This window comes from Halalkalibacter wakoensis JCM 9140 (genome assembly GCF_000513095.1).
GTDB lineage: Bacteria > Bacillota > Bacilli > Bacillales > Bacillaceae_D > Halalkalibacter > Halalkalibacter wakoensis.
In genome coordinates, this window is sequence record NZ_BAUT01000013.1 from 48,060 (window position 1) to 74,678 (window position 26,619).

Sequence of the window (26,619 nt, forward strand, 5' to 3'; positions counted from 1 at the left end):
ATTAGAGACAATGTCTTGCGCGGTGTACACCACTCTATCAGGTCTAAAAAGTACTAATGCCATCGTGCTCATAATAAGGTACATGACTGATTGAATAAGAATGGGCAGTTGGCAAAGGAAATAAGTAGATAGGCCGCGGAAGAGTGAGTTAATTAGAAGAGTGCTGGAGTTCTGACAGAAAACCGTAAGAGCGCCTGGAAGTTGTCAGAAGAGAGGCCATGTTCTGACAGAAAATCAGAAGAGAAGCAGGAAGTTGTCAGAAGAGAGGTCATGTTCTGATAGAAAATCAGAAAAGAAGCAGGAAGTTGTCAGAAGAGAGGTCATGTTCTGACAGAAAACAAGAAAAGAAGCAGGAAGTTGTCAGAAGAGAGGTCGTGTTCTGACAGAAAATCAGAAAAGAAGCAGGAAGTTGTTAGAAGAGAGGTCATGTTCTGACAGAAAACAAGAAAAGAAGCAAGAAGTGGTCAGAAGAGAGAACATGTTCTGGCTCCGCACGGCGTATGCCATCTGATATGAGCATCTAAAAAAAGTGAAACCCTCAATGCCGGCTCCGCTCATTGCCATGATCTTCATTAAAAAGGGACCCACCTTTTTAATGAAGATCATGCATGTTCACTTTCCTTTTTGCATATGGTTTATTAATCGCGCTCTTGAACACGAGGATGGAGGTACGATAATGAGTATATTAAAAAAAGTAGAACAGTTCAGAGAAGAAGAGGAACGTTTAAGATGGGAAGGAACATTTGCAGATTATTTAGAGTTATTGAAGGAAAAACCATGGATTGCCCAAACCGCTCACTCCCGTGTTTATAATATGATCAAAGATGCTGGTGTGGAAGAAGTGAACGGGAAAAAGGAGTATTCCTTTTTTAAAGATCAACTTTATGGCGTAGAAGAATCACTTGAGAAGCTTGTTGAAGAATATTTTCACTCTGCTGCTAAAAGACTTGATGTTAGGAAAAGAATCCTTCTTTTGATGGGTCCTGTTAGTGGGGGAAAATCAACACTTGTTACGATGTTAAAGCGTGGGCTTGAACAATATTCGAAGACAGACAAGGGCGCGGTATTTGCGATTAAAGGTTGTCCTATGCATGAAGATCCACTTCACTTAATTCCAACTCATTTACGTAAAGATTTCCAAGAAGAATACGGTATTAAAATTGAAGGAAATTTATCTCCCCTGAATATGATGCGTGTCGAAGAAGAATATGGTGGACGAATTGAAGATGTTGTCGTCGAGAGAATCTTTTTCTCAGAAGATAAGCGTACAGGTATCGGAACATTCAGCCCGTCTGATCCGAAATCACAGGATATTGCTGATTTAACTGGTAGCATTGATTTCTCTACCATTGCTGAATATGGTTCAGAGTCGGATCCAAGAGCGTACCGGTTTGATGGTGAATTAAATAAAGCGAACCGAGGCATGATGGAATTTCAAGAGATGTTAAAGTGTGATGAGAAGTTCTTGTGGCACTTGCTCTCGTTAACGCAAGAAGGAAACTTTAAAGCGGGGCGATTCGCGCTCATAAGTGCCGACGAATTAATTGTCGCTCATACGAATGAATCCGAGTACAAATCGTTCATTTCGAATAAAAAGAACGAGGCGTTACACTCTCGTATCATCGTTATGAAAGTTCCGTATAATTTAAAAGTGAGTGAAGAAGAAAGAATCTATAAAAAGATGATTCAAGATAGTGATTTGTCGCATGTGCATATAGCTCCACATGCTTTAAGAGTTGCTGCAATTTTCACAATATTAACAAGATTGAAAGAACCGACCAAGCAAGGTGTTGACCTTCTAAAGAAAATGAGGCTATATGATGGTCAAAATGTTGAAGGATTTAATTCTCAAGATCTAGAGGAATTAAAGCAGGAAGATCCAGATGAAGGAATGAGCGGGATTGATCCGCGTTACGTCATTAATCGCATTTCATCTGCGATTATTCGAAAACAATTAACGTCTATTAATGCTTTAGATGTGCTTCGTTCAATTAAAGAGGGATTATCAGAGCACGCCTCCATTTCAAAAGAGGATCGCGAGCGCTACATGGACTTTATTGCGATTGCTAGAAAAGAATATGACACGATTGCGAAAAAAGAAGTTCAAAAGGCGTTTGTCTATTCATACGATGAGTCAGCTAAAACATTAATGGACAATTATCTTGATAATGTTGAAGCGTATTGCAATAAAAATAAACTTCGTGACCCACTAACTGGTGAAGAAATGACACCAGATGAAAAGCTGATGCGTTCCATTGAAGAGCAAATTGGTATTTCAGAAAATGCAAAAAAAGCATTCAGAGAAGAAATACTCATTCGCATTTCTGCCTATGCTCGGAAAGGGAAGAAGTTTGATTACAATTCACATGAGCGCTTACGTGAAGCGATTCAAAAGAAACTATTTGCTGACCTAAAAGATATTGTGAAAATAACTACTTCAACGAAGACACCGGATGAATCGCAGCTTAAGAAAGTAAATGAAGTCATTGCTAGATTGATTGATGAGCACGGATACAATTCAGTCTCAGCTAATGAACTCCTTCGCTATGTAGGAAGTTTATTAAATCGATAATGCTTTGAGAAAAGAAGTCTTCGAAAGCGAAGGCTTCTTTTCTTTAATGATAAATCTTGACTTGAGCTAATGGCAAATCTTTGGTAAATTGAAGGAAAGATTGTAGGCGGAGGAAAATTTTGTGGAAACAAAACAAAATGAGTGGTTTGAATGGGGAAAAGCTTTTATTATCGCGATTTTACTAGCCATTATAATTCGAACATTTGTATTCACAAGTTATGAAGTTCAAGGGGAATCGATGTCCCCTAATGTCTTTGATGGTGAACGGTTTATTGTCAACAAAATGGGGTATGGCTTTGTTGAGCCAGATCGTTTTGATTTAATTGTCTTTCACGCAAATGAAGAGGAAGATTACATTAAACGAGTGATCGGCCTTCCAGGAGATCGCATTTCTTATCGAGATGACGTGTTGTATGTAAACGATGAGCCTATCGAAGAGCCATTTTTAACAGAACGGATAGAAGAACATCAATGGGGCGCCTATACAAATGATTTTGCCATTCCAGAAGTTGTGCCAGATGGTCATGTGTTTGTTTTAGGTGATAATCGTCCCAATAGTTTAGATAGTCGGCGGATCGGCTTTATTTCAACTGATCAAATTGTAGGAAAAGTCGATTGGCGGTTTTGGCCTTTGAGAGAGGCTGGGTTAATGAAATAACAACAGATCTTAAAGAAAGCGGATATCTCATTGTGAGATGTCCGCTTTCTTTTTAGGGGAGATGAAAGCTAAAAAAGGTGAAAGCCAAAAGTAGGCTGAAAAGAGTGTGAACAGTCTTTCATAAAGGGATTGAGGGCAAAAAACACCACTCAAAGAAAAGCGATTATCCCTCTCTTTGAGTGGTGTTTTTTGCTTGTCCGATTTGAAATTAGAAGATTTGTCAGAATTTATTAGCAACTCTCTCCCCTGTCTGCATAGGATAAAGTAAGCCATTTTTATGAAGGCAACGTCATCTCATGCGACTCGAGACCATAGTATGCATGCAGGCGAGAAAGTGTGAAAGAAGATTTGAATTGATTACATGTGAATTTTAAGAAGAAGTAATATGAATAAAAAGGGAGGGGAATCACATGACAAAAAACAATCAACGTCAATTTGTCGTGTCACAAGAAAACTGGTCTCTTCATAGAAAAGGCTACCAGGATCAAAGACGGCACCAAGAAAAAGTACAAGAAGCGATTAAGAAGAATTTGCCTGATCTTGTAAGTGAAGAAAATATCGTCATGTCAAATGGTCGAGATGTGATTCGTATTCCGATTCGGTCTCTCGATGAATACAAAATTCGGTACAACTATGATAAAAATAAACATGTAGGTCAAGGTGAAGGAGAAAGCAAAGTTGGTGATGTGGTAGCAAGAGACCCGAATGCGAAGCAACAACAACAAGGCCCAGGTAAAGGAAGCAAACCTGGAGATCAAGCAGGTGAAGATTATTCAGAAGCAGAAGTTTCGATTATGGAATTACAAGAAATGCTTTTTGCAGAATTAGAATTACCTAATTTACAAAAGAAAGAAGAAGATGAAATCGTCATAGAAGACATTGATTTTAATGATATACGTAAAAAAGGATTAATGGGCAACATTGATAAGAGGCGTACCATTCTCTCAGCAATTAAAAGAAATGCACTAGAGGGAAGACCAGGATTGAACCCCATTTATAATGATGATCTAAGGTTCAAAACGTGGAATGAAGTCACAAAACCTGAATCAAAAGCTGTTGTCATTGCGATGATGGATACAAGTGGTTCGATGGGGCGTTGGGAAAAATATATGGCAAGAAGCTTCTTCTTTTGGATGACTCGTTTCTTACGTACAAAGTACGAAACTGTGGACATAGAGTTTATCGCTCACCACACGGAAGCGAAAATTGTTTCCGAAGAAGACTTTTTTTCAAAAGGAGAAAGCGGTGGAACCATTTGTTCATCAGCATACCGAAAAGCATTGGAAGTGATTGATAGCAAATACGATCCTAAACGTTACAACATTTACCCATTTCACTTCTCTGATGGAGACAATTTAACGTCAGACAATGCTCGCTGCCTAAAATTAGTTGAGCAGTTAATGGATGTTTCGAGCATGTTTGGATACGGCGAAGTTAACCAGTATAGTCGTCATTCCACACTAATGAGTGCGTACAAAAATATTGACGACATTCGCTTCCGTCATCATATTTTAAAGGAAAAAGGAGATGTCTATCACGCGATGAAGACATTCTTTAAAAAAGAGGAAGAGGAAGCAATGGCTTAATAGGAAACCAATAGTGCCAAACGTGCACTATTGGTTTTTTTTATGATTTCTTACCCATTTTCTTCTAATTGGTATAAAAAATGAAAGCCTTTTAGTGGTATAATTTAAGAAATATCTAAAATATTCAAAAGGAAGGTGGGGGAGTTTGAAGCTGACTAAAAGTGAAAGGAATTCGATTGTACTAGTTGCTTTCGGAGCAGTTCTATTTTTACTCGTTCTTTTTCTGACGTTTCAAACAAGCAGTTATCAACTTTCTAATTATGCTTTTATTCATACTTTGCTAGAACTAGCGAGTGTTGTAATTTCATTATCGATTTTTATTTACGGTTGTTTAACGTATCCCATTATCAAGTCTAGATTGCTGTTGCTTGTTTCATTATCCTTCTTGATCATTGCGATTTACGATATTTTACATACAATCACGTACCCAGGAATGCCAAATGTTTTTAACCAGCCAACGGATCAAGCAACATTATGGTTTTGGATTGGAGCACGATTTACAGGCGCGTTTACTTTATTGTTAATGATCTATTTGAAAAGCGTTGATGTAAACATTACGAAAAAGAAAGAAACGGTTTTATGGATCACGTTAGTCGCTATAAGTGTTAGCGTAACTTCTACACTCATTATGGCCTACTCTAATTCTTTTCCTTCTTTAATTGGGGATATGGGGTTAACACCATTAAAAAAAGGACTTGAGTATCTTGTTATTGCGATCCATCTTGCAACACTCTTTCTTTTATGGAACAAATATAAAAAGCAACAGAACCTTTTTTATTTAAATTTAATGAGAGCTAGTTTCTTTCTTATTTTATGCGGGTTAACCGTGACCTTTTACCAAACGATTCAAGATGCGATTCTCGTCATTGCTCATTTGTTTAAAATTATGGGGTATTTTTTCATTATGAAAGCTTTTTATTATTCAACCATTCAAGTCCCACTTTTAGATAAGAAACAGACAGAAGAAAAGCTAATTGATGTAGAAAGTGAACTTGAACTTACTCTTTAAAAATACAGAAGATGCCATTTTTATTTACAATTTAAAGGATAAGGAAATCATTAGAAGAAATCCTGCTTTTACGAGAATGTTTGGGTATGATGCCAACGATAGATTGCATGTGACTTGTTTAATTCCCCCTGATCGACAATTTGAATTTAATAAATTGATTTATCAGTTAGCCGAGGGGCAATCCATTGTTGATTTTAAGACAGTTCGAAAAAGGGAAGACGGGTCATATATAGACGTGAGCATGACGGTTTCTCCTATGCATAATGTAACAGGGGAATTATTATGTGCTGCGATTATACGAGATATTTCTGATCAAACAAAAGCAGAAAGAGAATTAAAAAAGGCTAAAAAAGAGCTGCAAGAAATCATGGAAGAGTATCGCGGGCTAATCTTTAAGTTTAAAAAAGAGAAGAATGACTTTGTTTATACATTAATGGATGGGAAAGTCCTTTATGAACGAAATGATGATCCTAAAAAATTCATTGGAAGACCAGTACAGGAAGCTTACCAGTGTAGCCAAGGTGACCTGTTCAACAAGTACAATGAACGCGCATGGTTAGGAGAAGAAGTTGAATTTCAGTTCGAAGATGAAAATGGAATGGTCTTTCTTACATCCTTGAAACCTATTTGGCAACAAGGTCAAGTAACCGAAGTTCTAGGAAATGTTGTTGATATTACGAGCTTAATCAAAGCCGAGGAATTGTTACGACGAACGGAGAAGCTCTCAGTTGTCGGTGAACTTGCAGCTGGGTTTGCTCATGAAATTCGTAACCCACTTACAACGCTCAAAGGATTTTTACAATTGATCCAACTGGATGCTGATGAAAAAAACATGAACTATGTAAAAATTATGCTAAATGAAATCGATCGATTAGAGATGATTACGAATGAATTTATGGTTGTTGCTAAACCGCAAGCTGTTAAGTATGAAATGGAAGACATGGAACAAATGATCGAAAGTGTCACTCAATTTCTTCAACCACAGGCTTTACTAAATAACATCGAGATGATCAATCTAGTTGAAGGGCCTTTAGAAAAAATATGTTGTGATCCCCATCAGATGAGGCAAGTGTTCATTAATATTTATAAAAATGCGATGGAAGCTATGCCTAGTGGTGGAATGATTACAACGAATCTAGCGTTAAACACTAACTATATGACTATTTCTATTACCGACCAAGGAGGAGGCATTCCAGCAGAACTAATCCCTAAATTAGGAGAGCCTTTTTACACATTGAAAGAAAAAGGAACCGGTCTTGGACTGATGGTAAGCAAAAAAATCATTGAAACACATGGGGGAGAATTACAAATCGAAAGTGAAACAAATGTCGGAACGACGATGACGATCTATTTACCGATCGATTCGATTTATAAAGGAGAAAACAAACTTTTGGAAAGACAGAAAGAAGGAGAGATTGTATGATTCGATTTGGAGTTATCGGAACGAATTGGATTACAGAACGTTTTATTGAAGCGGCAAGCAAGATCGAGGAATTCAAATTGGAGGCTGTGTATTCAAGATCAGAAGAGCGTGCTCTGGAATTTGGACAACCATATAACGTTGCTCACATTTACACAGATTTAACGGAGATGGCTAAAAGTACAGAGATTGATGCAGTCTACATTGCAAGTCCTAACTCGTTTCATGCTAGTCAAGCTATAGCCATGATGGAAAATGGAAAACATGTTCTATGCGAAAAGCCTCTAGCATCCAATCAAAGAGAAGTGGAGGAAATGATCACCTGTGCAAAGGAAAATGGTGTGCTATTAATGGAAGCATTAAAAACAACGGTTCTACCAAATTTTCTCTCCATCCAAGAAAATCTTCAAAAAATCGGAACGGTTCGCAGATATTATGCAAGTTATTGTCAATATTCATCTCGTTACGATCGGTATAAAGAGGGTGAAATATTAAATGCGTTCAAACCGGAGTTTTCAAATGGCGCATTAATGGACATTGGTGTGTATGGTGTCTATCCACTTGTAGCGTTATTTGGTGAACCTAAGTCTGTAAAAGGGCAATCAATAATGCTTAACTCAGGTGTAGACGGTCAAGGAAGTCTTCTTCTCGAATACGATGAAATGGATGCTGTTATTACCTATTCAAAAATAACGAATTCGTATGTTCCATCAGAAATTCAAGGAGAAAACGGCAGTATTTTCATTGATAAGATACATACACCAGAAAAAGTGGAAATCAGGTATCGAGATGGTTCAATCGAAGATATTACAGTAAAGCAAGATCAACCATCTATGTATTATGAAGCGAAGGAGTTTATTGATTTGCTCATGACAAGCCAATATGAATCATCGCTTAACTCTTATTCCAATTCCTTTATTACAGCAACAATTATGGAAAAAGCTAGAAAGGAAATGGGGATCCGTTATCCAGCCGATAACTAGGGGGAGCAAGAATTGGAGTGACTCTGCTTAGGAAGACTTCAAAAAAGCCTACTATCTCACTCAAGTTGACTCGTATTGTGGGTCAACTTGCAAAAGGGTGGAATCGCTTACTTATTATACTTGCCTAAAGCAAAGAGTTCCTGTACCATTTTCTTATAAATGATAGGTGGTTGTGCGTATGGGAAATAAAAAATATATTTTAGCAGAATCAATTGGATATAAAATTACCAATACAGCCAAACTGATTACAAATAGGCTGAATCAAAACTTCAAACAAAATCATTTACCTGTTACCCATGAGCAGTGGGCCATTATGATTCGGTTATGGGAGCAAGATGGTTTAACTCAAAACAGTTTAGCAACTTTGACGAAAAAAGATTCTCCTAGTATTTCAAGGTTAATTAATAATATGGAAAAACGAGAGTTAGTTACGCGAGTTCCACATCCTGTAGATAAACGAACTAACTTGATTTTTCTTACAGCTTCTGGGAAGAAATTGCAAATGAGTATGATTGAACAAGCACAAAATACGGTTGATCAAATTTCTGAGGGCATTGACGAACAAGAAATGGAAATATTTCTAAAAGTTTTGCAAAAAATTGATCATAATTTAACAGATTAAAGCACACTTATTTCTCACCTAATTGAGAATAAGAGTGCTTTTTTTATATGTACTTATGGTCTGATAAAAGTTGTTCAAACAACATTTAATGTAATAATGAGAATTGCAAGTGAATAAAACTAGGCTTAGTATAGGGTTATATGAAAAAAACAGTCCTTAATTATTTGTTTAAACAAATAAATGTAAAAATAGTATTGACAATCATTATCAACTGGGATTAAAATACAAATGCCGATAATCATTATCAGTAACTTCTTATTTTTTTCTTTTGATTGATTATGATTATCAATTAGTCGGAAGTGGGAGGGTTGAAGTACATTCCATTCAACATCTACTTAAAATCAATCTTGTAATATAGAAAGAGCTGGCTCACTTATGCGCAAAAGATATTTAGTCATTGTCCTAGTCGTTCTCTCAATCATCTCTTTGTTCATAGGAGTTAGAGATATTTCACCTTGGGACATTTTTCGTTTAACTGAAGATCAAATAGAGACGATGCTTCTTGTAAGGTTTCCTAGGTTGGTAAGCATTATTATTGCTGGTGTTGGCATGAGCGTATGTGGATTAATCATGCAACAGCTAACAAGAAATAAATTTGTATCGCCTACAACTGCTGGAACATTAGATTCTGCTAGACTTGGAATCTTAGTTTCTTTAATTCTATTTACATCTGCAAGTCCTATCCAAAAAATGATGGTCGCTTTTGCATTTGCTCTAGCTGGAACATTCATTTTTATGAAAATTTTAGAACGAATCAAGATGAAAGATACGATTTTTATTCCGCTTGTTGGATTAATGTTTGGGAACATTGTGAGTTCTGTCACGACATTTTTTGCTTATCAGTATGATCTCATTCAAAATATGTCTGCTTGGTTGCAGGGGAATTTTGCCGTTATTATTAAAGGGCAGTATGAAATGCTTTACATAAGTATCCCGGTACTCATTGCAGCTTACATTTTTGCCAATAAATTTACGGTTGCAGGTATGGGTGAGGAATTTGCTGTTAACTTAGGTTTGAATTATAAACATGTAATGAATATTGGGTTAATCATTGTTGCGCTTATTACTTCTGTTGTCGTGTTGACAGTTGGTATGATTCCTTTTCTGGGATTGATTATTCCAAATTTAGTCACGATTTATAGAGGCGATAACCTGCGAGAGAATTTACCATATACGGCTCTACTTGGAGCAATATTTGTACTTTTCTGTGACATTTTAGGACGCATATTAATCTTCCCGTATGAGATTGCCATTGGTCTCACGGTTGGAGTAATAGGAAGCGGCATTTTCCTGTATTTATTGTTAAGGAGAAAGACGTATGGGCTATAAAGGGAAATTAATCACATTATTTGTCATCGCCGTAGGCCTCACCATTCTCTACTTAACAATTGGCGCAAATGGGAATTGGGAGTATGTGTTACCAAGACGTGGGTATAAAATTGCCGCGATTATTTTAACGGGTGCGACAATTGCATTCTCAACGATGGTGTTTCAGACAATTACAAATAACAGAATATTAACCCCAAGTATTATTGGTTTAGATTCACTTTACTTATTGCTTCAAACGTTTATTATTTTTACATTTGGCTCACTAAGTGTTGTCATGATTAATAAATATATTAACTTTGGTCTTTCGATCGTTTTAATGGTAATATTTGCAGCCATTCTTTTTAAACTCCTTTTTAAACGAGAAGGGCAAAACATCTATTTTCTATTGTTGGTTGGTCTTGTATTCGGAACGCTATTTGGAAGCTTATCAACGTTCATGCAAGTACTGATTGATCCGAATGAATTTCTTATGGTTCAAAATCGGATGTTTGCAAGCTTTAATAATGTCAATACAGATATTTTTTGGATATCATTTCTATTAATCATTGTTGTCTCTATTTATTCGTACCGCTATGTGAAGTACTTAGACGTTTTATCATTAGGAAAAGAGCATGCTGTTAACTTAGGGGTTAACTACGATCAAATTGTAAAAAGGCTATTAATTATCATTGCTATTTTAGTAGCGATTGCCACAGCCCTTGTCGGTCCAATCACATTTTTAGGGCTACTTGTAGCGAATGTGGCTCATGAATTTATGAAGTCGTATCAGCACAAATATTTAATTTCAGGTGCGATTCTTATTAGCATAGTCGCATTAGTCGGTGGGCAGTTAATCGTTGAACGGATCTTTTCTTTTTCAACGCCATTAAGTGTCATTATAAACTTTGTTGGTGGAGTGTATTTCCTATATCTATTATTAAAGGAGACGAAAAAATGGTAGAAGTGATGAATGTTACAAAACAATATCAGTCGAAAAAAGTAGTCGATGATGTCTCGGTTAAAGTTAGAAAAGGAACTATTACTTCGTTTATTGGTCCCAATGGCGCTGGGAAAAGTACGCTGCTATCGATTGTAAGTCGACTAATCGCAAAAGACGCGGGCGAAGTTAAAATTGACGATGTTGACATTAGTAAAACAAATAGCAATGAATTAGCGAAAAAAATCTCAATCTTAAAGCAATCGAATAACATTACGATTCGTTTAACAGTTCGAGACCTCGTATCGTTTGGACGCTTCCCTTATTCACAGGGGAGATTAACGAAAGAAGATAAAAAACACATAGAAGAAGCCATTAGTTATATGGAATTAGAGGATATTCAAGATAAATTTTTAGACCAATTAAGCGGTGGGCAAAGGCAACGTGCTCATATTGCGATGGTTATAGCTCAAGACACAGAGTACATTTTACTCGATGAACCTCTTAACAACTTGGATATGAAGCATTCCGTTCAAATTATGAAAGTATTAAGAAGAATGGTCGATGAATTAGGGAAAACCATTGTCATTGTCTTGCATGACATTAACTTTGCTTCTTGTTATTCGGATTTCATCGTTGCACTAAAAGATGGCAGAATTGTTCGGGAAGGCCCCGCACAAGAAATCATTACAAACGAAGTCCTAAAAGAAATCTACGACATGGATATCCCAATCAACTGCGTAGGAGACAAAAAAATCTGTGTGTACTTTGCATAGCTTTTAAGACAAAAGGGCGAACTTCCCTTTTGTCTTGAAAGCGAAGCGCTGAGCGAAGCCGTCGTTATCTTTTAAGCCTTTTGAGCGAACTTCTCAAAAGGCGCACGACGAGAGAAGCCAGCGCAACTATGATCGCACATGTATGGGGGAAAAGGGCGGTTTTCCCTTTTGGTATGAATGCGAAGCGCTGAGCGGAGCGCCGTTATCTCTTAAGCCTTTTGAGTGATCTTCTCAAAAGGCGCACGGCGAGAGAAGCCAGCGCCAACTATGATCGCACACATTTGGAAGAAAGGGCGGTTTTCCCTTTTGGTATGAAAGCTTAGACATGCTAGAAAAAAAGTGGTAGGTAGTTCCTCTTTTTTTTGGAGTGATAATGATAATTATTATCAAAAATACCTTCGTTAGTTATAGATCTTGACTAGTTTCGTAAGCAAGTACTCGGCCAAAGTATAGCAATTGCTCTTGCAAAAACAAAACAGTCAACATCTTTAATTATATAAAATTAAACAAAGAAAAATAGGAGTGAGTAGAAATGAGAAAGTCAGTATTGTTATTACTAATGACAATGGTTTTATCATTATTTATCGCAGCTTGCGGTTCAAGTACTGAAACTGAAGGAGAAGCAGTAGCTCCAGTAGAAGAGGAAGTTGAAGCAACAGAAGAAGCAACAGAAGAACCAGCTGAAGCTGAAGAGGCAGGAGAAATTACCGTTACACACCAACTTGGTGAAACAGTTGTACCTGTAAATCCCGAAAGTGTTGTTGTTTTTGACTTAGGAGTTCTTGATGCTTTAGATAAATTAGGAGTTGAAGCAGTAACTGCTGTACCAACGGAAAACGTACCTGAATACCTTGCCAAATATCAAGGTTCTGAATATGAAACGGCTGGAACATTATTTGAGCCAGACTTTGAAAAAATTTATGATCTTCAACCAGATTTAATTATCATTTCAGGTAGAGCGCAAGAAGCTTACGAAGAGTTAAGTGAGATTGCACCTACGCTTTTTGTTCAATTAGATACAGCTAACTATTTAGAATCATTAACGAGCAATATCGAATTACTAGGAGAGATCTTTGGTGTAGAAGAAGCAGCAGCACAAGAGTTAGCTGCCATCAATGAATCGTTAGAAGCTCTAAATGCGAAAGCAACTGAAACGGGAGCTGAAGCTTTGGTTATCTTAGCTAATGATGGTGCCATTAGTGCATATGGTCCAGGATCAAGATTTGGTATGCTTCATACTGATTTTGGTATTACACCTGTAGACGAAAATATTGAAGTATCTCAACATGGTCAAAACATTTCTTTTGAGTATATTGCTGAAAAAGATCCAGAATACTTATTCGTAGTAGACCGTGGTGCGATTGTTGGAGGAGAATCTTCTGCTCAAGCTACAGTAGAAAATGATTTAGTAAAAGGAACGCAAGCTTACCAAAATGGCAATATCGTCTATCTAAACCCAGTTTACTGGTATATTACGACTGGTGGTTTAACAGCAGTTGATGGAATGATTGCTGAAGTAGCAGATGCATTAGAATAATAAACTCAAATTAAAAAGAGGCTAGGACTAAACCGTTCTAGATCATATGAAAATCCGAATGATTCAACATTCTTCTAAAAAGAATACGAATCGTTCGGATTTTTTTGTTTGTCGGATTTCAACTGGCATACTTGCTCGATGACGCCGCTTCGGACATACACTCCGCTTTCCGCGGGCGGCTGGTGAGCCTCCTCGTGCTAACGCACTGTGGGGTCTCACCCCTGCCTTCCTCCCGAAGGAGTCTGCGTGTATGTCCTACGCTAGTGAAGAAGTATTCCCTTATTCATCAACATAATTTAGCCCGAGAAGAAAAAGATCTTAGAAACACTTTGAATCAACCAAAAATTCAAGTAATATGAAAATCGTGGAGTAAGTTTAGAAAGCGAGTGGATAGCGTGCATTTTATTTATCAACGAAATTGGCTTCTTATTAAAATACTATGGATCTGCTATCTATTTGTGATGATTACGAATTATTTATATGATCCTTCCCTTGTGTGGCCTCCATTTGGATTAATTATATGCGGATTAGTAACGATAGCCATGAAATTGGTGAAGCACGATGTTATCATGATGTACGTTACTCTCACTTCAATCTTTTTGTATTTCTTTGTCTTAAACACATTGCATCCTGAACTCGTTAATTATCTTTTTCTATTATTTGGAGTTATTTTAAGTTCTCTCTATCAAAAATACGAAGCTGTTGTTTACTCAGGAGTGATCGCAGCGGGGTTACTCTTCTATTTTTTCCATATTCAATATGAACAAATGCTTGAAAATGTTGCTCAAGCTGACAGTCTGTTTTTCCTGCTGTTCTCTATCTTACTTGTCCTTTTTTTCTTGTATCATGTAAAATTCACGAAACAATTGTGGAAGCAAGCGCAAGCAAATGAGCAAATGGTGAAGCAGCAACTTCACTCAACCGAACTGAACTTGGATTCTTTTATTAATCATACGCATGATGCTGTTTTGATGTTTTACGAAGACGGAACGATCATAAACAGCAACCCAGCATTTACGAAGCTTTATGGCTGGGAAAAAGATGAGGTTGTTTCAAAGAATATTGAGCACTTTGCTGAAGGTGTTGCTTTGATGGTGTCAAAGCAAGAATCGAGAATGGAAATGACACATCACAATAAAGAAGGGGAAACCATTTTTGTCGATATTTCACTATCAAGTATAGAAGGGAAACAGGAAAACCATCCGATTATTTTGGCTTTAATTCTTGATTTAACAGACAAGAAAAAAGCGGAAGAGCATTTACGAGAAAGTGAGAAGCTGACAACAGCTGGAAGGTTAGCTGCAGGAATAGCCCATGAACTCCGTAACCCGCTATCTGTAGTGGAAGGGTTTTTGCAAATAGCGACTGAAGAAAATCAGGCTTTTTCCAAACACCGTGAGTTAATGCTTACAGAATTAAGAAGAATGAATTTAATGACGACTGAATTTTTAGTGTTAGCAAAACCAAAAGATATTGAGATGGGTCCTGTTCATTTAGGGAAACTTTTTAAGGAAGTGTTAAGTCTCTATAAAAGACCATTAGCTGAACAGGGAATTGAATTGGTTTTAAATCTGGATGATGACATTCCTTATTCGTTTGGCGACGAAACGCAAATTAAACAATTTTTTATTAATGTAATCCGAAATGGTGCTGAAGCCATGGAAGGTAATCCCTTTGCAGACAGAGGGACAATCACAGTAGCATTTGAGTATAGTAAGGAAGACATTAAAGTCATCATACGTGATGAAGGGGTTGGATTTCCCCCCTATATCATTAAGAAGCTAGGACAACCATTTGTGACAACAAAAGAAAACGGAACCGGGTTAGGTTTAATGATTATGAAGAAAATTATCGACACACATAAAGGAAAGCTGACTGTTTATAATCATCCCGAAAAAGGTGCCGTTGTCCAAGCCACGTTTCCTGTAATCAAATCCCGTGATCAGGTAAAAAAAGCAGAAAAATGTCTCAGTAGGTAACGAAATCTACTAAGACATTTTTTTATTAGCGTCGAAATTTCGGAATGGATAAATAGGTTGCCCATCTCCAAAACCATTCAAATGGACCTATATAAAAGTGACGCAGCCACCATTTACTCACTACTATTTGCAGTGCAAAAAAGACAAACACGAGGATAGCGGCTGCAAACACTCCAATTGAAGAGAAGAGGCCAAAGCCATATCCATAAAACAAAGTTGTAAAGACAAGAGACTGTGTTAAATAATTGGTTAAAGATAATCTTCCTACATACGTGAGAGGACGTAAAATTTGTAACGACCGTTCATTTGTACATAGGAGCGCGATACTTGATGCATAGAACATAGCAACAAAGGGGCCTCCGATAGTCATATGAAGCATTTCAAATGCATAACGATCGCTAAACAAATAGGGTAGTTTACTAGGAAATCCGATTAACAATGTCGTCCACCAAACGCGGACAAACAGCTTACGATTGTCATGAAGGTTGACTAACCATTTTTTTCTCGCCACAAAAGCCCCTAATAAAAACATCCCTAGTACACTAACCATCGATGTTGCGTTTATTATGATGTCCCCCATCACACCTAGACCTAGAGGGTCAGCATGGAGTCGAAAGGAAACGACTTCCGCATAGCTTCCAGTTGATAACACGTCTTTCTCTTCAGTTGAATACGAAAGCAATTGGTTATCCAAACTAGTGGAAGCTTCGTCTTCAGGTGTGCCAATACTAAGAGCCATCAAAAATAATAATAGAAATGACCATATGAACAATGTTTTACTTCTTAACTTAAGAAAAAAGAAGAGAACAAAGGCAGTGAGAGCATAGACAAATAGAATATCCCCATCCCAAATAAAAAGTCCGTGTACATAACCAACAACTAACAAGATAAATGTTCGACGCCAATACACAGCACCAAAATGAAGATTTTTCTGTTCAAGCCGTTCTTTTAAGAAAGCCATTCCGTATCCAAATAAAAAAGAAAAAAGTGTATAAAAGCTTGCTTGAGTAAATAGGAGAATAAAAGATTCAGCGATTTGGTCAAGCGGTCCTAGTGGATATAAGTTGTGAATCTCTGGAATGACAAATAGTCCATATTGAAAGTGGAGACTATTGGCAAGCAGGATTCCTAAAAGGGCAAAACCTCTCATAACATCTAGAGATAGGATTCGCTCCTCTTCGTGAAGTGGACGCGGTTTTGTAGACATTCGACCTCTCCTTATGTTCTTTTCCTATAATTGTAAATTATCTACATGAATTGAACAAGAGTTTTGAAGGCTAGAAGCTTTTGCTTAGGGCAAGGATTGTATAAAATAGAGAATAAGAAGATATTAAATGAAGGAGAGAATAAAGATGGGGAAAAATTCAGTAATTGATCTTATCCAAAGTCATCGTTCTATTCGGAAATTTACAGATGCACCTGTTTCTGAAAAACAAATCGATGAGGTTATTGCATCAGGTCGATGGGCACCGACTTCACATCATGTGCAAGCTTATAGCATCATCGTGGTGAAAGAGGATGCTAAGAAAAAAGAATTAGCGAAATTAGCTGGCAATCAAGCATATGTAGAGTCTTGTCCTGTCTTTTTTGTCATTTGTGCCGACTTTCACCGCTTAAAACAAGTGAGTGAATTACACGATCAACCTTTTGAAGTGGGGGAGCAAGAAAATGTACTAGTTGGAGCGGTAGACGCCGCACTTGTAGCTCAAAATATGCTACTTGCAGCAAGATCGTTTGATTTAGGTGGAGTGATGATTGGAGGAATCCGCAACAATCCAGAAGCGGTTTCCAAGTTATTGAATCTACCGTCTTATACTTTTCCAGTTATGGGCTTATGCATCGGGGTACCTGATCAAGACCCAGAACAAAAACCTCGTCTTCCAAAAGAGGCAGTTGTCCATCAGGAACAGTATGATGCAACCAATTTGCCAAAGTCAATTGAAGACTATGATCAAGTCATGGAAACGTATTACTACAACAGAACAAAAGGTGCACGTGCAGATAAATGGTCAGAGCAGATGGCGCACTTTTTTTCTACACCGAAAAGGCCACATGTTGGTGAATTCTTAAGAGGACAAGGCTTTTTAACGCGTAAAGATGAGCTTGACAAGGAGTAATGGAATTCATAAGCTTTGAATAGAAAAATGAGAGTAGAAGAATAAGAGCTGTTTATCTATTCGTAGAATTCGTTTCGTTTTTGAGACAGCTCTTTTTTTTATAATGGGGTGACATAATGAAAAAATTTCCACAGTCAGATGCTTTGCAGCGTTTGCCAGAGCAATTTTTTGCTAAGCTTGTCCAAAAGGTAGTGAAGATAAAAGAACAACACGATGATGTTATTAATTTAGGGCAAGGCAATCCAGATCAGCCGACACCTAAGCCGATCGTCGAAAAGCTAAAAGAGGCTGCTGATAATTCTTTGTATCATAAATACCCGCCGTTTTCAGGTTTTTCTTTTTTAAAAGAGGCGGTAGCAGATTACTATAAGAAGGAATACAATGTCGATATTGATCCTACAAAAGAAGTAGCCGTTCTTGCTGGTGCTAAAACCGGACTCGTTGAAATTAGTCAGTGCTTGCTCAATGTAAATGATACGGTATTGGTTCCTGATCCAGGTTATCCAGATTATTGGTCTGGGATTGCGCTAGCTGGTGCAAAGATGCATGATATGCCACTTAAACAGGAGAATGACTTCCTCCCTGATTTTTCTGTGATCGAAGAGGAAACGTGGACTGCAGCGAAATTTATGTTTTTAAACTATCCAAATAATCCTACAGGAGCAACCGCTACTCCGGAACTGTTTAAAGAGGCGATCGAAAAAGCAGATGAACATGATGTTTGTATTGTTCATGATTTTGCTTATGGGGCCATTGGCTTTGATGGGGAAAAACCGCTTAGTTACTTGCAAATGCCTGGAGCCAAAGATGTAGGTGTTGAGATGCTCACGTTATCCAAAACATATAATATGGCTGGTTGGCGTGTTGGATTTGTTGTAGGAAATCAGAGTGTGGTGGAAGCAATTGAACTGATGCAAGACCATTATTATTGCAGCATATACGGTGGGATTCAAGAAGCGGCAGCATTTGCTCTTAGGTCTGATCAAGAAAGTGTAACAAAGTTAGTCGATATGTATGAAAAGAGAAGACAAGCTCTTGTAGAAGCAGCAGAGAAAATTGGCTGGAAGGTAACGGCGCCAAAGGGTTCGTTTTTTGCTTGGTTTCCTGTTCCAAAAGGATATACATCTGAAACGTTTGCCGATCTACTGTTAGAAAAAGCAAGAGTCGTTGTTGCACCAGGGGTTGGTTTTGGTAAGCATGGAGAAGGATATGTTCGAATCGGCTTGTTAAGTGATGAGGATGTATTGCGAGAAGCAATGGAGAGAATTGGAGAGTTACAGGTATTCTCTGAAAAAGTGAAATAATTATAGTTATAGGACATCCGTCATCTCACATATGAACATAGTGAATCTTATTTTGTTCAATTGGAGGGACGGCTTGTGATAAAACGTCTAGATAAATTATTAATCGATCTGCCTAAGCCAGAGCATCCGGATGCAAACGCGGCAGCTGCTGTACAGGAGCTGCTAGGCGGGAAGTTTGGAGAAATGTCAACACTTAATAACTATATGTATCAGTCTTTTAACTTCCGCAACAAAAAAAAGCTAAAGCCATTTTATGACCTGGTTGCAAGTATTACAGCGGAAGAGTTCGGGCATGTGGAATTAGTATCCCATACGATCAACAACATGATTGAGGGGACGACATTTCCAGCAGATCCGGATATGCAACCAATGCAAAATGCAAAGGATAAGCGGAACACGTATCATTTTATTGACACAGCTCAAACCTCTCGTCCGATGGACTCGATGGGAGCACCTTGGAAAGGTGAACATGTCTTTAATAGTGGAAACTTAATCTTGGATTTGTTGCATAACTTCTTTTTGGAGTGTGGAGCTAGAACACATAAGATGCGTGTGTATGAAATGACAGAAAACCCTGTTGCACGCGAAATGATTGGCTATCTTCTTGTACGTGGTGGGGTACATGTTGTGGCTTATGCGAAGGCACTTGAAATTGCGACAGGTGTGGATATGACGAAAATGGTGCCAATTCCGAATCTAGAAAACAAAGCGTTTGATTATGCGAGAAAGTATGAAGATCAAGGTGTACATCGCAAGTTATATACATTTAGTGACACCGATTATCAAGATATCGATAAAATCTGGAAAGGAACGCATCCATCTGACGGAAAACCAGTGGAAGTCATAAGAGGGGCACCTCAAGGAGCACCGATTCCAGATTATCCAGAAATAGAAGAAGAATTCGCACCAGGTATTTCCCATGAAGACTTTATGGAAATAGCCAAGAGACTTCAAAGATCTGCTGGGATTTAAAGTTTCTCGGTTACGAGTTGAGTGCAATTGGGGTCATGGGGACAGGTACCTTGACCCAGTTAGCTTAAGCGGACTTACGTTCCGTTATCTGTGACAAAAACAGCGATTTTGTGGTGTTTGTGGACTGTCGTTCCGCTATCTAGTGTTTTAAGGGTGTATTTATACAGAAATTCTGCAAATAGCGGATTCTGTGTCCGCCAAAGCCTTCAAAATGCTAGATTATAAGGAAATAGCGGAACTCGTGTCCGGTTAAATGAAAAACAAGAACTGCTTGCAACGATACAAGTGGTTCTTGTTTTTTTATTCCGGTTCAGCCATATTAGCAACCTAAAAAGCCAATTACCTCTTCAAAAAGAAGTTCAATCATTAGACATACAGCTTGTTTTCCATTTAGGATTAAATGGGTATACATAAAGAAGAAAGGGTGATGAGAGTGAAAATTCTAGTTGTCGGAGCAAATGGACAAATTGGAAAGCATCTAGTTAAGACTATTCAGAATAGTGGTAGCCATACAGCGAGAGCGATGATTCGTAAACAAGAGCAAGCTGCTTACTTCAATGAGTTAGGTGCTGAGGTATCTGTAACCGATGTTGAGGGTGAAATTGAAGATATTGCAAAAGCCGCTGAAGGTGTCGATGCGATCGTGTTCACGGCAGGATCTGGCCCACATACAGGAAAAGATAAGACGATTATGGTTGATTTAGATGGTGCTGTAAAAACAATTGAAGCGGCTAAAGCTGCTGGAGTTAACCGTTTTATTATGGTAAGTTCGTTTGATACGAGACGAGAAGCCATTCAAGAAGCACCGCCATCGTTTGCGCCATATGTTGCAGCAAAGCACTACGCAGATGAATGGTTGAAGCGGACCGATCTTAACTACACGATTGTTCACCCTGGAGCCCTAGTTAATGAACCAGGAACAGGACTTGTGCAAGCGGCACAGGAAGTAGATCGTGGTGCCGTACCACGTGAAGATGTGGCTCATGTTATTTTTGAATGTCTAGAAAACGATTCAACAATTGGCAAACAGTTTCAAGTGGTAACTGGATCAACTCCAATTAAGGAAGCCATTCAAAGTCTATAACTGAGTAAGATGGAAACCAACTTGTTTCAGTGACTCTTATTTAAAATAGCTTTACACGTTGCGCGCCTGGTATGAGAAATCCTCTCACACCAGGCTTTTTATCGCGGCGGCTCCGCATTGGCTTAGAAGGATTGGAAAGGGTGAAAGAACTATTTATATGTTATCAATCTCTTCGCCTCTCTAATTCAACCCTAGAAAAAGGGTTATCAAAGCAACATCTCGAACACATAATGTACGCTTTCATTAGGAGGGACTTCGTTGAATATTTATTGTATAGGACGCAATTATGCTAAACATGCTACTGAGCTTGGAAATGAGGTACCAGAGCAGCCGCTTTTGTTTTCTAAACCAAGTCATTCGTTAGCAATAGCAAACGGTCAAACACTTGTTATGCCAAAAGATCAAGGGGACATTCATCATGAAATTGAAATTGTGTTAAAAATCGATAAACCTGTAAACAAAGGCGATAAACTAGTAGATGTAGTGAGTGAGATAGCATTAGGAATCGACTTAACATTAAGAGATGTCCAGGCTGAATTAAAGAAAAAAGGCCACCCTTGGCTGCGTGCAAAAGGGTTCAAAAATTCAGCGATTGTTACCGATTTTTGGTCATTTGACATGAGCGAGTGTTTGCAAACACCTTTTTCATTCAAAATCAATGATGAAACAAGGCAAAAAGGAACAATTGCTGATATGTTGTTTTCATTCCAAGAGATTATTGATGAATGTGCGGAGTGTTTTGGGTTAGGTAAGGGGGACCTTATATTTACAGGAACACCAGAAGGGGTAGGTTCACTTAAAACAGGTGATCAGTGTACTCTATTTTGGGGAGATCATGAAAAGGGCACATTTATTGTTGGATAATGACACTAAAAAAGGAAAGGTCGGATCTTACGTGAATCAGACAAAAATATTTGCTCATCGTGGTTTTTCAAGCAATTATCCAGAAAATACGATGGTTGCCTTCCAGGCAGCAGAGCAAAGCCAAGCTGATGGCATCGAATTTGATGTTCAACTTAGTTTAGATGATGTTCCTGTTGTGATTCATGACGCGACACTTGATAGAACGACGAATGGAACGGGCTTCGTCCAAAGCTATCCGGTACATAAGATAAAAAAACTAGATGCGGGCTCTTGGTTTCATGAAAAGTTTGAAGGTGAATCAGTTCCGACACTAGAGGAAGTACTCGTTTGGGCTAAAGGAAATCAGTTGATTTTAAATATAGAATTAAAAGGTCAATTGAGCGATCGGGACAAAGCAATTACCGTTATTTATCCAATGATCAAAGAACATGATTTAGAAGACCGTGTGATCCTTTCCTCTTTTGACCATACTGTCGTAGCTCAGTGTGAACAATTTGCGCCGATGCTTGAAACAGCTGTAATTGTTCTCTCCGCACTGTATCAACCAGAAAGTTACTTACGTACGGTTCAAACACTCGGTTATCACTTTTATTATCCGACTTTGCTAGACAAAGAGGTTGAGAGCTTAATTAAAAAAGGAATACGGCTAAGGCCATATACCGTTAATGACGAAAAACAAATCAAACGGTTTATCGAGCTTGGATGTGATGGGATCATCACGGACGATCCCCAAAAAGCGGTCGCCCTTCGAAATCAACTTTAACAGCGATATGAATAGAGATAAAGAGAATAGGATAAAGCGTTCTAGTCAGTAGAAAATCCGAACGATTCAATATTCTTAGAACAAGAATACGAATCATTCGGATTTTTTGTTGGTTACAATATAAAGCACTTTACTAGCGAAGTGTATGTCCGGAGCGGCAATTTATCGCACACCCTGTAATTCTATTGGATTTTTTAAATTCACTCTCTTAGGTTAGCGTTCTAACTAGTTGAAAAATATATCTACAAAATCGGATGAGTCGGTATCGTTATCGGGCGAATCTTCCAAATATCATCTGCGTACTCTTGAATGGTCCGATCACTCGAAAAAGCTCCAGAGTGAGCAATGTTGATGATGCTTTTCTCTAACCATTGCTCCTGCTGTTGATACGTATGATTAACCTTATTTTGCGTGGACACATAACTGTCAAAATCACGCAATACAAAGTATTCATCATTATTATAAAGAAGAGAGTAAAAGATATCTTTAAATTCAACATCATCACCGGAGAAATGTTGGTTTACTAGAAGATCCATCACATTTCGGAGTCTGCGATCATTGTTGTAATAATCTCTAGCGCGGTAATCCCCCCGCATTTGATACGTAAAAACTTCTTCAGAGGTTAGCCCGAATGTGAAAATATTATCGGATCCGACATACTCCCCAATCTCAACATTAGCCCCGTCTTGAGTTCCGATCGTTAAAGCGCCGTTCATCATCAATTTCATGTTTCCTGTTCCGGAAGCCTCTTTACTAGCGGTTGAGATCTGTTCACTAACATCAGAAGCAGGGATAATGAGTTCCGCTAACGTAACTTGGTAGTTTCTAAAAACAACACTTTCAAGTACTTACTAATCGTAGGATGGTTGTTAATCTTTTCTGCTACCGCATTAATGAGTTTAATGACTTGCTTGGCAAATGTATAACCAGGTGCAGCTTTGGCCCCGAAAATAAAAGTTCGTGGAGTCATGTTTTGATTCGGATTTTCCAAGCAGCTATTATAAAGGTGAATAATATGAAACAAATTTAAAAGTTGACGCTTGTAACCATGAAGACGTTTAATATGAACATCAACAATCGATTGATCATCAATGGTGACATTATAGTGATTCTTAATATAGCTTGCTAGCTTTTTTTTGTTTTCATGCTTCACACGGGCAGCTGCTTCTTGAAAACCTCGATCAGCCGAAAAATCGAGAAGTTTTTTTAGTTGTTCAGGTTGTTTAATCCAATCCGTTCCGATTGCTTCCGAAATGACATTTGCAAGCCCAGGGTTGGCATTTAGTAGCCAGCGTCTGTGTGTTATGCCATTCGTCTTGTTATTAAATCGATCAGGAAATACTTGATAAAATGGTTTCATCACACGATTTTTTATAATATTCGTATGTAATTTTGCTACACCATTAATACTAAAACTTCCTACCATCGCTAAATGAGCCATATGAACTTGCCCGTAAGCGAGTATCGCCATTTCTGGTATTTGCTCTCGTAATTCAGGATAATCAAACCAAAGCATTTTACAGAAGCGTTCATTGATCTCATGAATAATTTGATAGAGCCTTGGAAAAAGGGTTTTAATCATGTCTTCAGGCCATTTTTCCAATGCTTCACTTAGAGTTGTGTGGTTCGTATAGGCAACCGTTTGTTGTGTAATGCTCCAAGCTTCATCCCACCCTAGTTTCTCTTCATCTAATAATAGACGCATGAGTTCAGGGACAACGAGGCTTGGGTGAGTATCATTGATTTGGACAACAACATGATTTGGCAGATCATAAATCGAGTCTTGGCTTTTTTTGTGCCTAGCAAGAATGCTTTGTAAGCCGGCTGAGACTAAGAAATATTGCTGCTTAAGTCGTAAAATTTTTCCCTCATAGTAAGAGTCATCTGGATAAAGAAACTCAGAAATTTTTTCGATTGAGCGCTTATAGTCGAGATAATGATAATAGTCATGACCCCGACTTGAGTGAAAGTGAAAATGATTCGTCGTTGATTCAGCACTCCATAAACGCAGTGTGTTGACGGTATTATTATCGTATCCGACGATTGGGACATCGTAAGGGATAGCCAAAACACGTTCATAATCAAGATGTTGAAAATGAAGCTCTCCATTTATTTCAGTTGTTTCAACTGTTCCGCCGAAACGTACTTCAATTGCTTTATCTGCTCGTTTTGTTTCCCACATATATTCGTCTTCTAACCAATAATCAGGTAATTCGACTTGATAGCCATTCACAACTTTTTGCTGGAACAACCCATATTTATAGCGAATCCCCATCCCATTTCCAGGTAATTGAAGAGAGGCAAGAGAATCTAGAAAACAAGCAGCTAGTCTCCCAAGCCCACCATTTCCAAGTCCAGCATCATGTTCTTCCTTAAAAACCTCATCAGGATTAAACCCTAATGAAACAAGAGTCTCTTTTACAACATCAAGCAGGCCCATGTTAAGTAAATTGGTCTCAATCATTCTTCCTAAAAGAAATTCCATCGAGAAGTAATACACTTGTTTCTTATCATTCTGTTCATACGTTTCTTTTGTCATTTGCCAGTTCGGATAAATGGAATCTTTCATGATGAAGCAAATGGATTGAAACACTTCTTTTGTCGTCACTTCTTCTAAGCTTTTACCGAATGATGAGGTGAGTCTCTCTTTGAGTAACTGACTTAATTGGTCGGTGGTCATGGACATAGTTTTCCTCCTCGTTAAGCTGCATCAAAAGTCGTTCGTATACTTCTTCGTATAATGATGCAGAATGATCCCAATTTAACTTGCTTTTGTACACATTTTTTAAGATTCGGTTCCAGTGGGTGGGTTGATAATAAAGATGGATGGCGTAGCGGATCGTGTTGAGAAAGTCGTTAGCATTATAATTCGTGAATGAAAAGCCATTTCCTTCTCCATTAAATTCATTATACGGTTTTATTGTATCTTTTAACCCTCCCGTTTCTCGAACAATCGGGATACTTTCATAGCGAAGGGCAATTAATTGGCCGAGTCCACAAGGTTCAAATCTTGATGGCATCAAAAAGAAATCAGAAGCCGCGTACAAACGGTGTGCCAACCTTCGTGAAACACATTAATAAACCTGCATGAGTCTTGGAATCTCTGGGCAATGTGTTGAAACGTTTCTTCAAATTGAGTTTCACCTGTTCCCATGATTACGAGTTGAATGTCTTCTGTAATAAGTAACTCTTCTAATATATGAGTAAGAAGGGGAAGACCTTTTTCTTCTACCAATCGGCTAATTAAAACAAACATAGGGATCTCTTTGGAAACGGTTAGATCTAGTTCTTGTTGCATAATTCTTTTGTTTTCTTTTTTTCCTGCATAGTTCTTAAAATAAGGGACAGAAACATTTAAATCTGATGCTGGATTATAGACGGTTTCATCAATACCATTTACAATTCCACTAATGCTATTGATTCTTTCTAGTAAATAACGCTCTAAGCCTTCGCCGTAGTAAGGGCCTAAAATTTCATTTGCATAAGTAGGACTAACGGTTGTGACCCAGTCCGCATGAACAATAGCGGCCTTCATGAAATTTAAGGAGCCATTAAGCTCAAGGCCACCTAAATGAATTGAATCCAAATGTAACAACTCGTCAAAAACTGATAGGGGAAAGATTCCTTGGTATTTCAAATTATGAATCGTATAAACGGTCTTGGCTTTGTACGGATACACATTAGCTTTTAGGTAAAGAGGAATGAGTCCAGTTTGCCAATCATGGCAATGAATAATATCAGGATCTAGTTGTAATCTAGACACTGTTTCAAAAAAAGCATGTGTGAAAAAAACATAACGCTCTGCGTCATCTGGTTCACCATATAGGTGAGCGCGTCTAAAGTAATACTCGTTGTCAATAAAATAGTAGGTGACATCACTTGTTTCATAAGAAAATAACCCACAATATTGCTCTCTCCATTTAACCCAAACGCTAAAGGAACATAGGTGCTCTAGTTGTGATACGATTTCTGAAGGAAGGGCTGAGTGCTTAGGTAAAATAACAGTTAGCTTATGTTCGCGTTGCGCCAATGCTTTTGGAAGAGAAGCTAGCACATCTGCTAACCCACCTGTTTTGGAAAATGGAGCACACTCAGATGCGGCCATTACGATATTCATTTTAATAACTC

The 26,619-nt window shown here is 38.0% G+C and carries 21 protein-coding genes and 1 pseudogene; 18 read left to right on the top strand and 4 right to left on the bottom strand.

Annotated features, from left to right (window positions below; all coding sequences use genetic code 11):
• The first annotated feature begins 676 nt into the window (after positions 1-676).
• From JCM9140_RS07725 to JCM9140_RS07780, 12 genes are all read left to right on the top strand, one after another.
• Positions 677-2,572: a PrkA family serine protein kinase gene (locus JCM9140_RS07725; protein WP_034744578.1), complete on the top strand. Its 1,896-nt coding sequence runs from the start codon at positions 677-679 to the stop codon at positions 2,570-2,572.
• A gap of 121 nt (positions 2,573-2,693) precedes the next feature.
• Positions 2,694-3,230: a signal peptidase I gene (gene lepB / locus JCM9140_RS07730; RefSeq protein WP_034744580.1), complete on the top strand. Its 537-nt coding sequence runs from the start codon at positions 2,694-2,696 to the stop codon at positions 3,228-3,230.
• Positions 3,231-3,640: 410 nt separating this feature from the next.
• Positions 3,641-4,816 (top strand): sporulation protein YhbH, encoded by a 1,176-nt coding sequence (gene yhbH / locus JCM9140_RS07735; RefSeq protein WP_034744583.1) that lies wholly within the window; start codon positions 3,641-3,643, stop codon positions 4,814-4,816.
• Between the two features lie 145 nt (positions 4,817-4,961).
• Positions 4,962-5,825, top strand: coding sequence for a membrane-associated sensor domain-containing protein (locus JCM9140_RS07740; RefSeq protein ID WP_034744586.1), 864 nt, complete (start codon positions 4,962-4,964; stop codon positions 5,823-5,825).
• Complete coding sequence (locus JCM9140_RS07745) at positions 5,809-7,248, top strand: PAS domain-containing sensor histidine kinase (RefSeq protein WP_034744589.1); 1,440 nt, start codon at positions 5,809-5,811, stop codon at positions 7,246-7,248. The genes JCM9140_RS07740 and JCM9140_RS07745 overlap by 17 nt, the downstream gene beginning before the upstream one ends.
• Positions 7,245-8,228 (top strand): Gfo/Idh/MocA family protein, encoded by a 984-nt coding sequence (locus tag JCM9140_RS07750; RefSeq protein WP_034744592.1) that lies wholly within the window; start codon positions 7,245-7,247, stop codon positions 8,226-8,228. The genes JCM9140_RS07745 and JCM9140_RS07750 overlap by 4 nt, the downstream gene beginning before the upstream one ends.
• A 178-nt stretch (positions 8,229-8,406) precedes the next feature.
• Positions 8,407-8,850, top strand: coding sequence for a MarR family winged helix-turn-helix transcriptional regulator (locus JCM9140_RS07755; RefSeq protein ID WP_034744595.1), 444 nt, complete (start codon positions 8,407-8,409; stop codon positions 8,848-8,850).
• 375 nt (positions 8,851-9,225) lie between these two features.
• Entirely contained in the window at positions 9,226-10,179 is a 954-nt protein-coding gene (locus JCM9140_RS07760; protein ID WP_034744598.1) for an ABC transporter permease, read from the top strand.
• Positions 10,169-11,119: an iron chelate uptake ABC transporter family permease subunit gene (locus JCM9140_RS07765; protein ID WP_034744601.1), complete on the top strand. Its 951-nt coding sequence runs from the start codon at positions 10,169-10,171 to the stop codon at positions 11,117-11,119. Before JCM9140_RS07760 ends, JCM9140_RS07765 begins: the two co-directional genes overlap by 11 nt.
• Positions 11,113-11,871, top strand: a complete 759-nt coding sequence (locus JCM9140_RS07770; RefSeq protein WP_034744603.1) for an iron ABC transporter ATP-binding protein — start codon at positions 11,113-11,115, stop codon at positions 11,869-11,871. Before JCM9140_RS07765 ends, JCM9140_RS07770 begins: the two co-directional genes overlap by 7 nt.
• Before the next feature lie 532 nt (positions 11,872-12,403).
• Positions 12,404-13,408 (top strand): siderophore ABC transporter substrate-binding protein, encoded by a 1,005-nt coding sequence (locus tag JCM9140_RS07775; RefSeq protein ID WP_034744606.1) that lies wholly within the window; start codon positions 12,404-12,406, stop codon positions 13,406-13,408.
• Positions 13,409-13,803: 395 nt separating this feature from the next.
• Positions 13,804-15,387, top strand: coding sequence for an ATP-binding protein (locus tag JCM9140_RS07780; protein ID WP_034744609.1), 1,584 nt, complete (start codon positions 13,804-13,806; stop codon positions 15,385-15,387).
• Positions 15,388-15,412: 25 nt separating this feature from the next.
• On the opposite strand, the gene JCM9140_RS07785 is transcribed toward JCM9140_RS07780, so the two are convergent.
• Positions 15,413-16,594, bottom strand: a complete 1,182-nt coding sequence (locus tag JCM9140_RS07785; protein ID WP_034744612.1) for a DUF418 domain-containing protein — start codon at positions 16,592-16,594, stop codon at positions 15,413-15,415.
• A 145-nt stretch (positions 16,595-16,739) separates the two neighbouring features.
• Between JCM9140_RS07785 and nfsA the strand changes: the two genes are divergently transcribed.
• The 6 genes from nfsA (at position 16,740) to JCM9140_RS07815 (ending at position 22,491) form a co-directional block, all read left to right on the top strand.
• On the top strand, positions 16,740-17,504 hold the full coding sequence (gene nfsA, locus JCM9140_RS07790; protein WP_034744615.1) for an oxygen-insensitive NADPH nitroreductase: 765 nt from the start codon (positions 16,740-16,742) through the stop codon (positions 17,502-17,504).
• A gap of 116 nt (positions 17,505-17,620) precedes the next feature.
• On the top strand, positions 17,621-18,808 hold the full coding sequence (locus JCM9140_RS07795; protein ID WP_034744618.1) for a pyridoxal phosphate-dependent aminotransferase: 1,188 nt from the start codon (positions 17,621-17,623) through the stop codon (positions 18,806-18,808).
• A 75-nt stretch (positions 18,809-18,883) separates the two neighbouring features.
• The gene (locus tag JCM9140_RS07800; protein WP_034744621.1) at positions 18,884-19,780 is read left to right on the top strand and encodes a manganese catalase family protein; all 897 of its coding nucleotides are present in this window, start codon (positions 18,884-18,886) and stop codon (positions 19,778-19,780) included.
• A gap of 427 nt (positions 19,781-20,207) precedes the next feature.
• Positions 20,208-20,864, top strand: coding sequence for an SDR family oxidoreductase (locus tag JCM9140_RS07805; protein ID WP_034744624.1), 657 nt, complete (start codon positions 20,208-20,210; stop codon positions 20,862-20,864).
• A 258-nt stretch (positions 20,865-21,122) separates the two neighbouring features.
• A complete protein-coding gene (locus tag JCM9140_RS07810) occupies positions 21,123-21,728 on the top strand; it encodes a fumarylacetoacetate hydrolase family protein (protein WP_034744626.1) in 606 nt (201 codons plus the stop codon).
• 31 nt (positions 21,729-21,759) lie between these two features.
• Positions 21,760-22,491, top strand: coding sequence for a glycerophosphodiester phosphodiesterase (locus tag JCM9140_RS07815; RefSeq protein WP_034744655.1), 732 nt, complete (start codon positions 21,760-21,762; stop codon positions 22,489-22,491).
• A gap of 242 nt (positions 22,492-22,733) precedes the next feature.
• Here the strand turns inward: JCM9140_RS07815 and JCM9140_RS07820 are convergent.
• The 3 genes and pseudogenes from JCM9140_RS07820 to JCM9140_RS07825 all read right to left on the bottom strand — a co-directional run bounded on the left by JCM9140_RS07820 (position 22,734) and on the right by JCM9140_RS07825 (position 26,608).
• Positions 22,734-25,177, bottom strand: a pseudogene (locus JCM9140_RS07820) (glycogen/starch/alpha-glucan phosphorylase).
• The gene (locus tag JCM9140_RS25160) at positions 25,113-25,511 is read right to left on the bottom strand and encodes a glycogen synthase (protein ID WP_369384404.1); all 399 of its coding nucleotides are present in this window, start codon (positions 25,509-25,511) and stop codon (positions 25,113-25,115) included. The pseudogene JCM9140_RS07820 and the gene JCM9140_RS25160 overlap by 65 nt, the downstream one beginning before the upstream one ends.
• Entirely contained in the window at positions 25,511-26,608 is a 1,098-nt protein-coding gene (locus JCM9140_RS07825; RefSeq protein ID WP_369384405.1) for a glycogen synthase, read from the bottom strand. The genes JCM9140_RS25160 and JCM9140_RS07825 overlap by 1 nt, the downstream gene beginning before the upstream one ends.
• Between the last annotated feature and the right edge of the window lie 11 nt (positions 26,609-26,619).

Excerpts from the sequence above, each read along its gene's own strand:
- JCM9140_RS25160 (WP_369384404.1), bottom strand. The coding sequence starts at position 25,511 with ATGCCATCAAGATTTGAACCTTGTGGACTCGGCCAATTAATTGCCCTT.
- yhbH (WP_034744583.1), top strand. The coding sequence starts at position 3,641 with ATGACAAAAAACAATCAACGTCAATTTGTCGTGTCACAAGAAAACTGG.
- JCM9140_RS07770 (WP_034744603.1), top strand. The coding sequence starts at position 11,113 with ATGGTAGAAGTGATGAATGTTACAAAACAATATCAGTCGAAAAAAGTA.
- nfsA (WP_034744615.1), top strand. The coding sequence starts at position 16,740 with ATGGGGAAAAATTCAGTAATTGATCTTATCCAAAGTCATCGTTCTATT.
- JCM9140_RS07825 (WP_369384405.1), bottom strand. The coding sequence starts at position 26,608 with ATGAATATCGTAATGGCCGCATCTGAGTGTGCTCCATTTTCCAAAACA.
- JCM9140_RS07765 (WP_034744601.1), top strand. The coding sequence starts at position 10,169 with ATGGGCTATAAAGGGAAATTAATCACATTATTTGTCATCGCCGTAGGC.
- JCM9140_RS07725 (WP_034744578.1), top strand. The coding sequence starts at position 677 with ATGAGTATATTAAAAAAAGTAGAACAGTTCAGAGAAGAAGAGGAACGT.
- JCM9140_RS07795 (WP_034744618.1), top strand. The coding sequence starts at position 17,621 with ATGAAAAAATTTCCACAGTCAGATGCTTTGCAGCGTTTGCCAGAGCAA.
- JCM9140_RS07755 (WP_034744595.1), top strand. The coding sequence starts at position 8,407 with ATGGGAAATAAAAAATATATTTTAGCAGAATCAATTGGATATAAAATT.
- JCM9140_RS07750 (WP_034744592.1), top strand. The coding sequence starts at position 7,245 with ATGATTCGATTTGGAGTTATCGGAACGAATTGGATTACAGAACGTTTT.
- JCM9140_RS07775 (WP_034744606.1), top strand. The coding sequence starts at position 12,404 with ATGAGAAAGTCAGTATTGTTATTACTAATGACAATGGTTTTATCATTA.
- JCM9140_RS07785 (WP_034744612.1), bottom strand. The coding sequence starts at position 16,594 with ATGTCTACAAAACCGCGTCCACTTCACGAAGAGGAGCGAATCCTATCT.
- JCM9140_RS07805 (WP_034744624.1), top strand. The coding sequence starts at position 20,208 with ATGAGAGTGAAAATTCTAGTTGTCGGAGCAAATGGACAAATTGGAAAG.
- JCM9140_RS07760 (WP_034744598.1), top strand. The coding sequence starts at position 9,226 with ATGCGCAAAAGATATTTAGTCATTGTCCTAGTCGTTCTCTCAATCATC.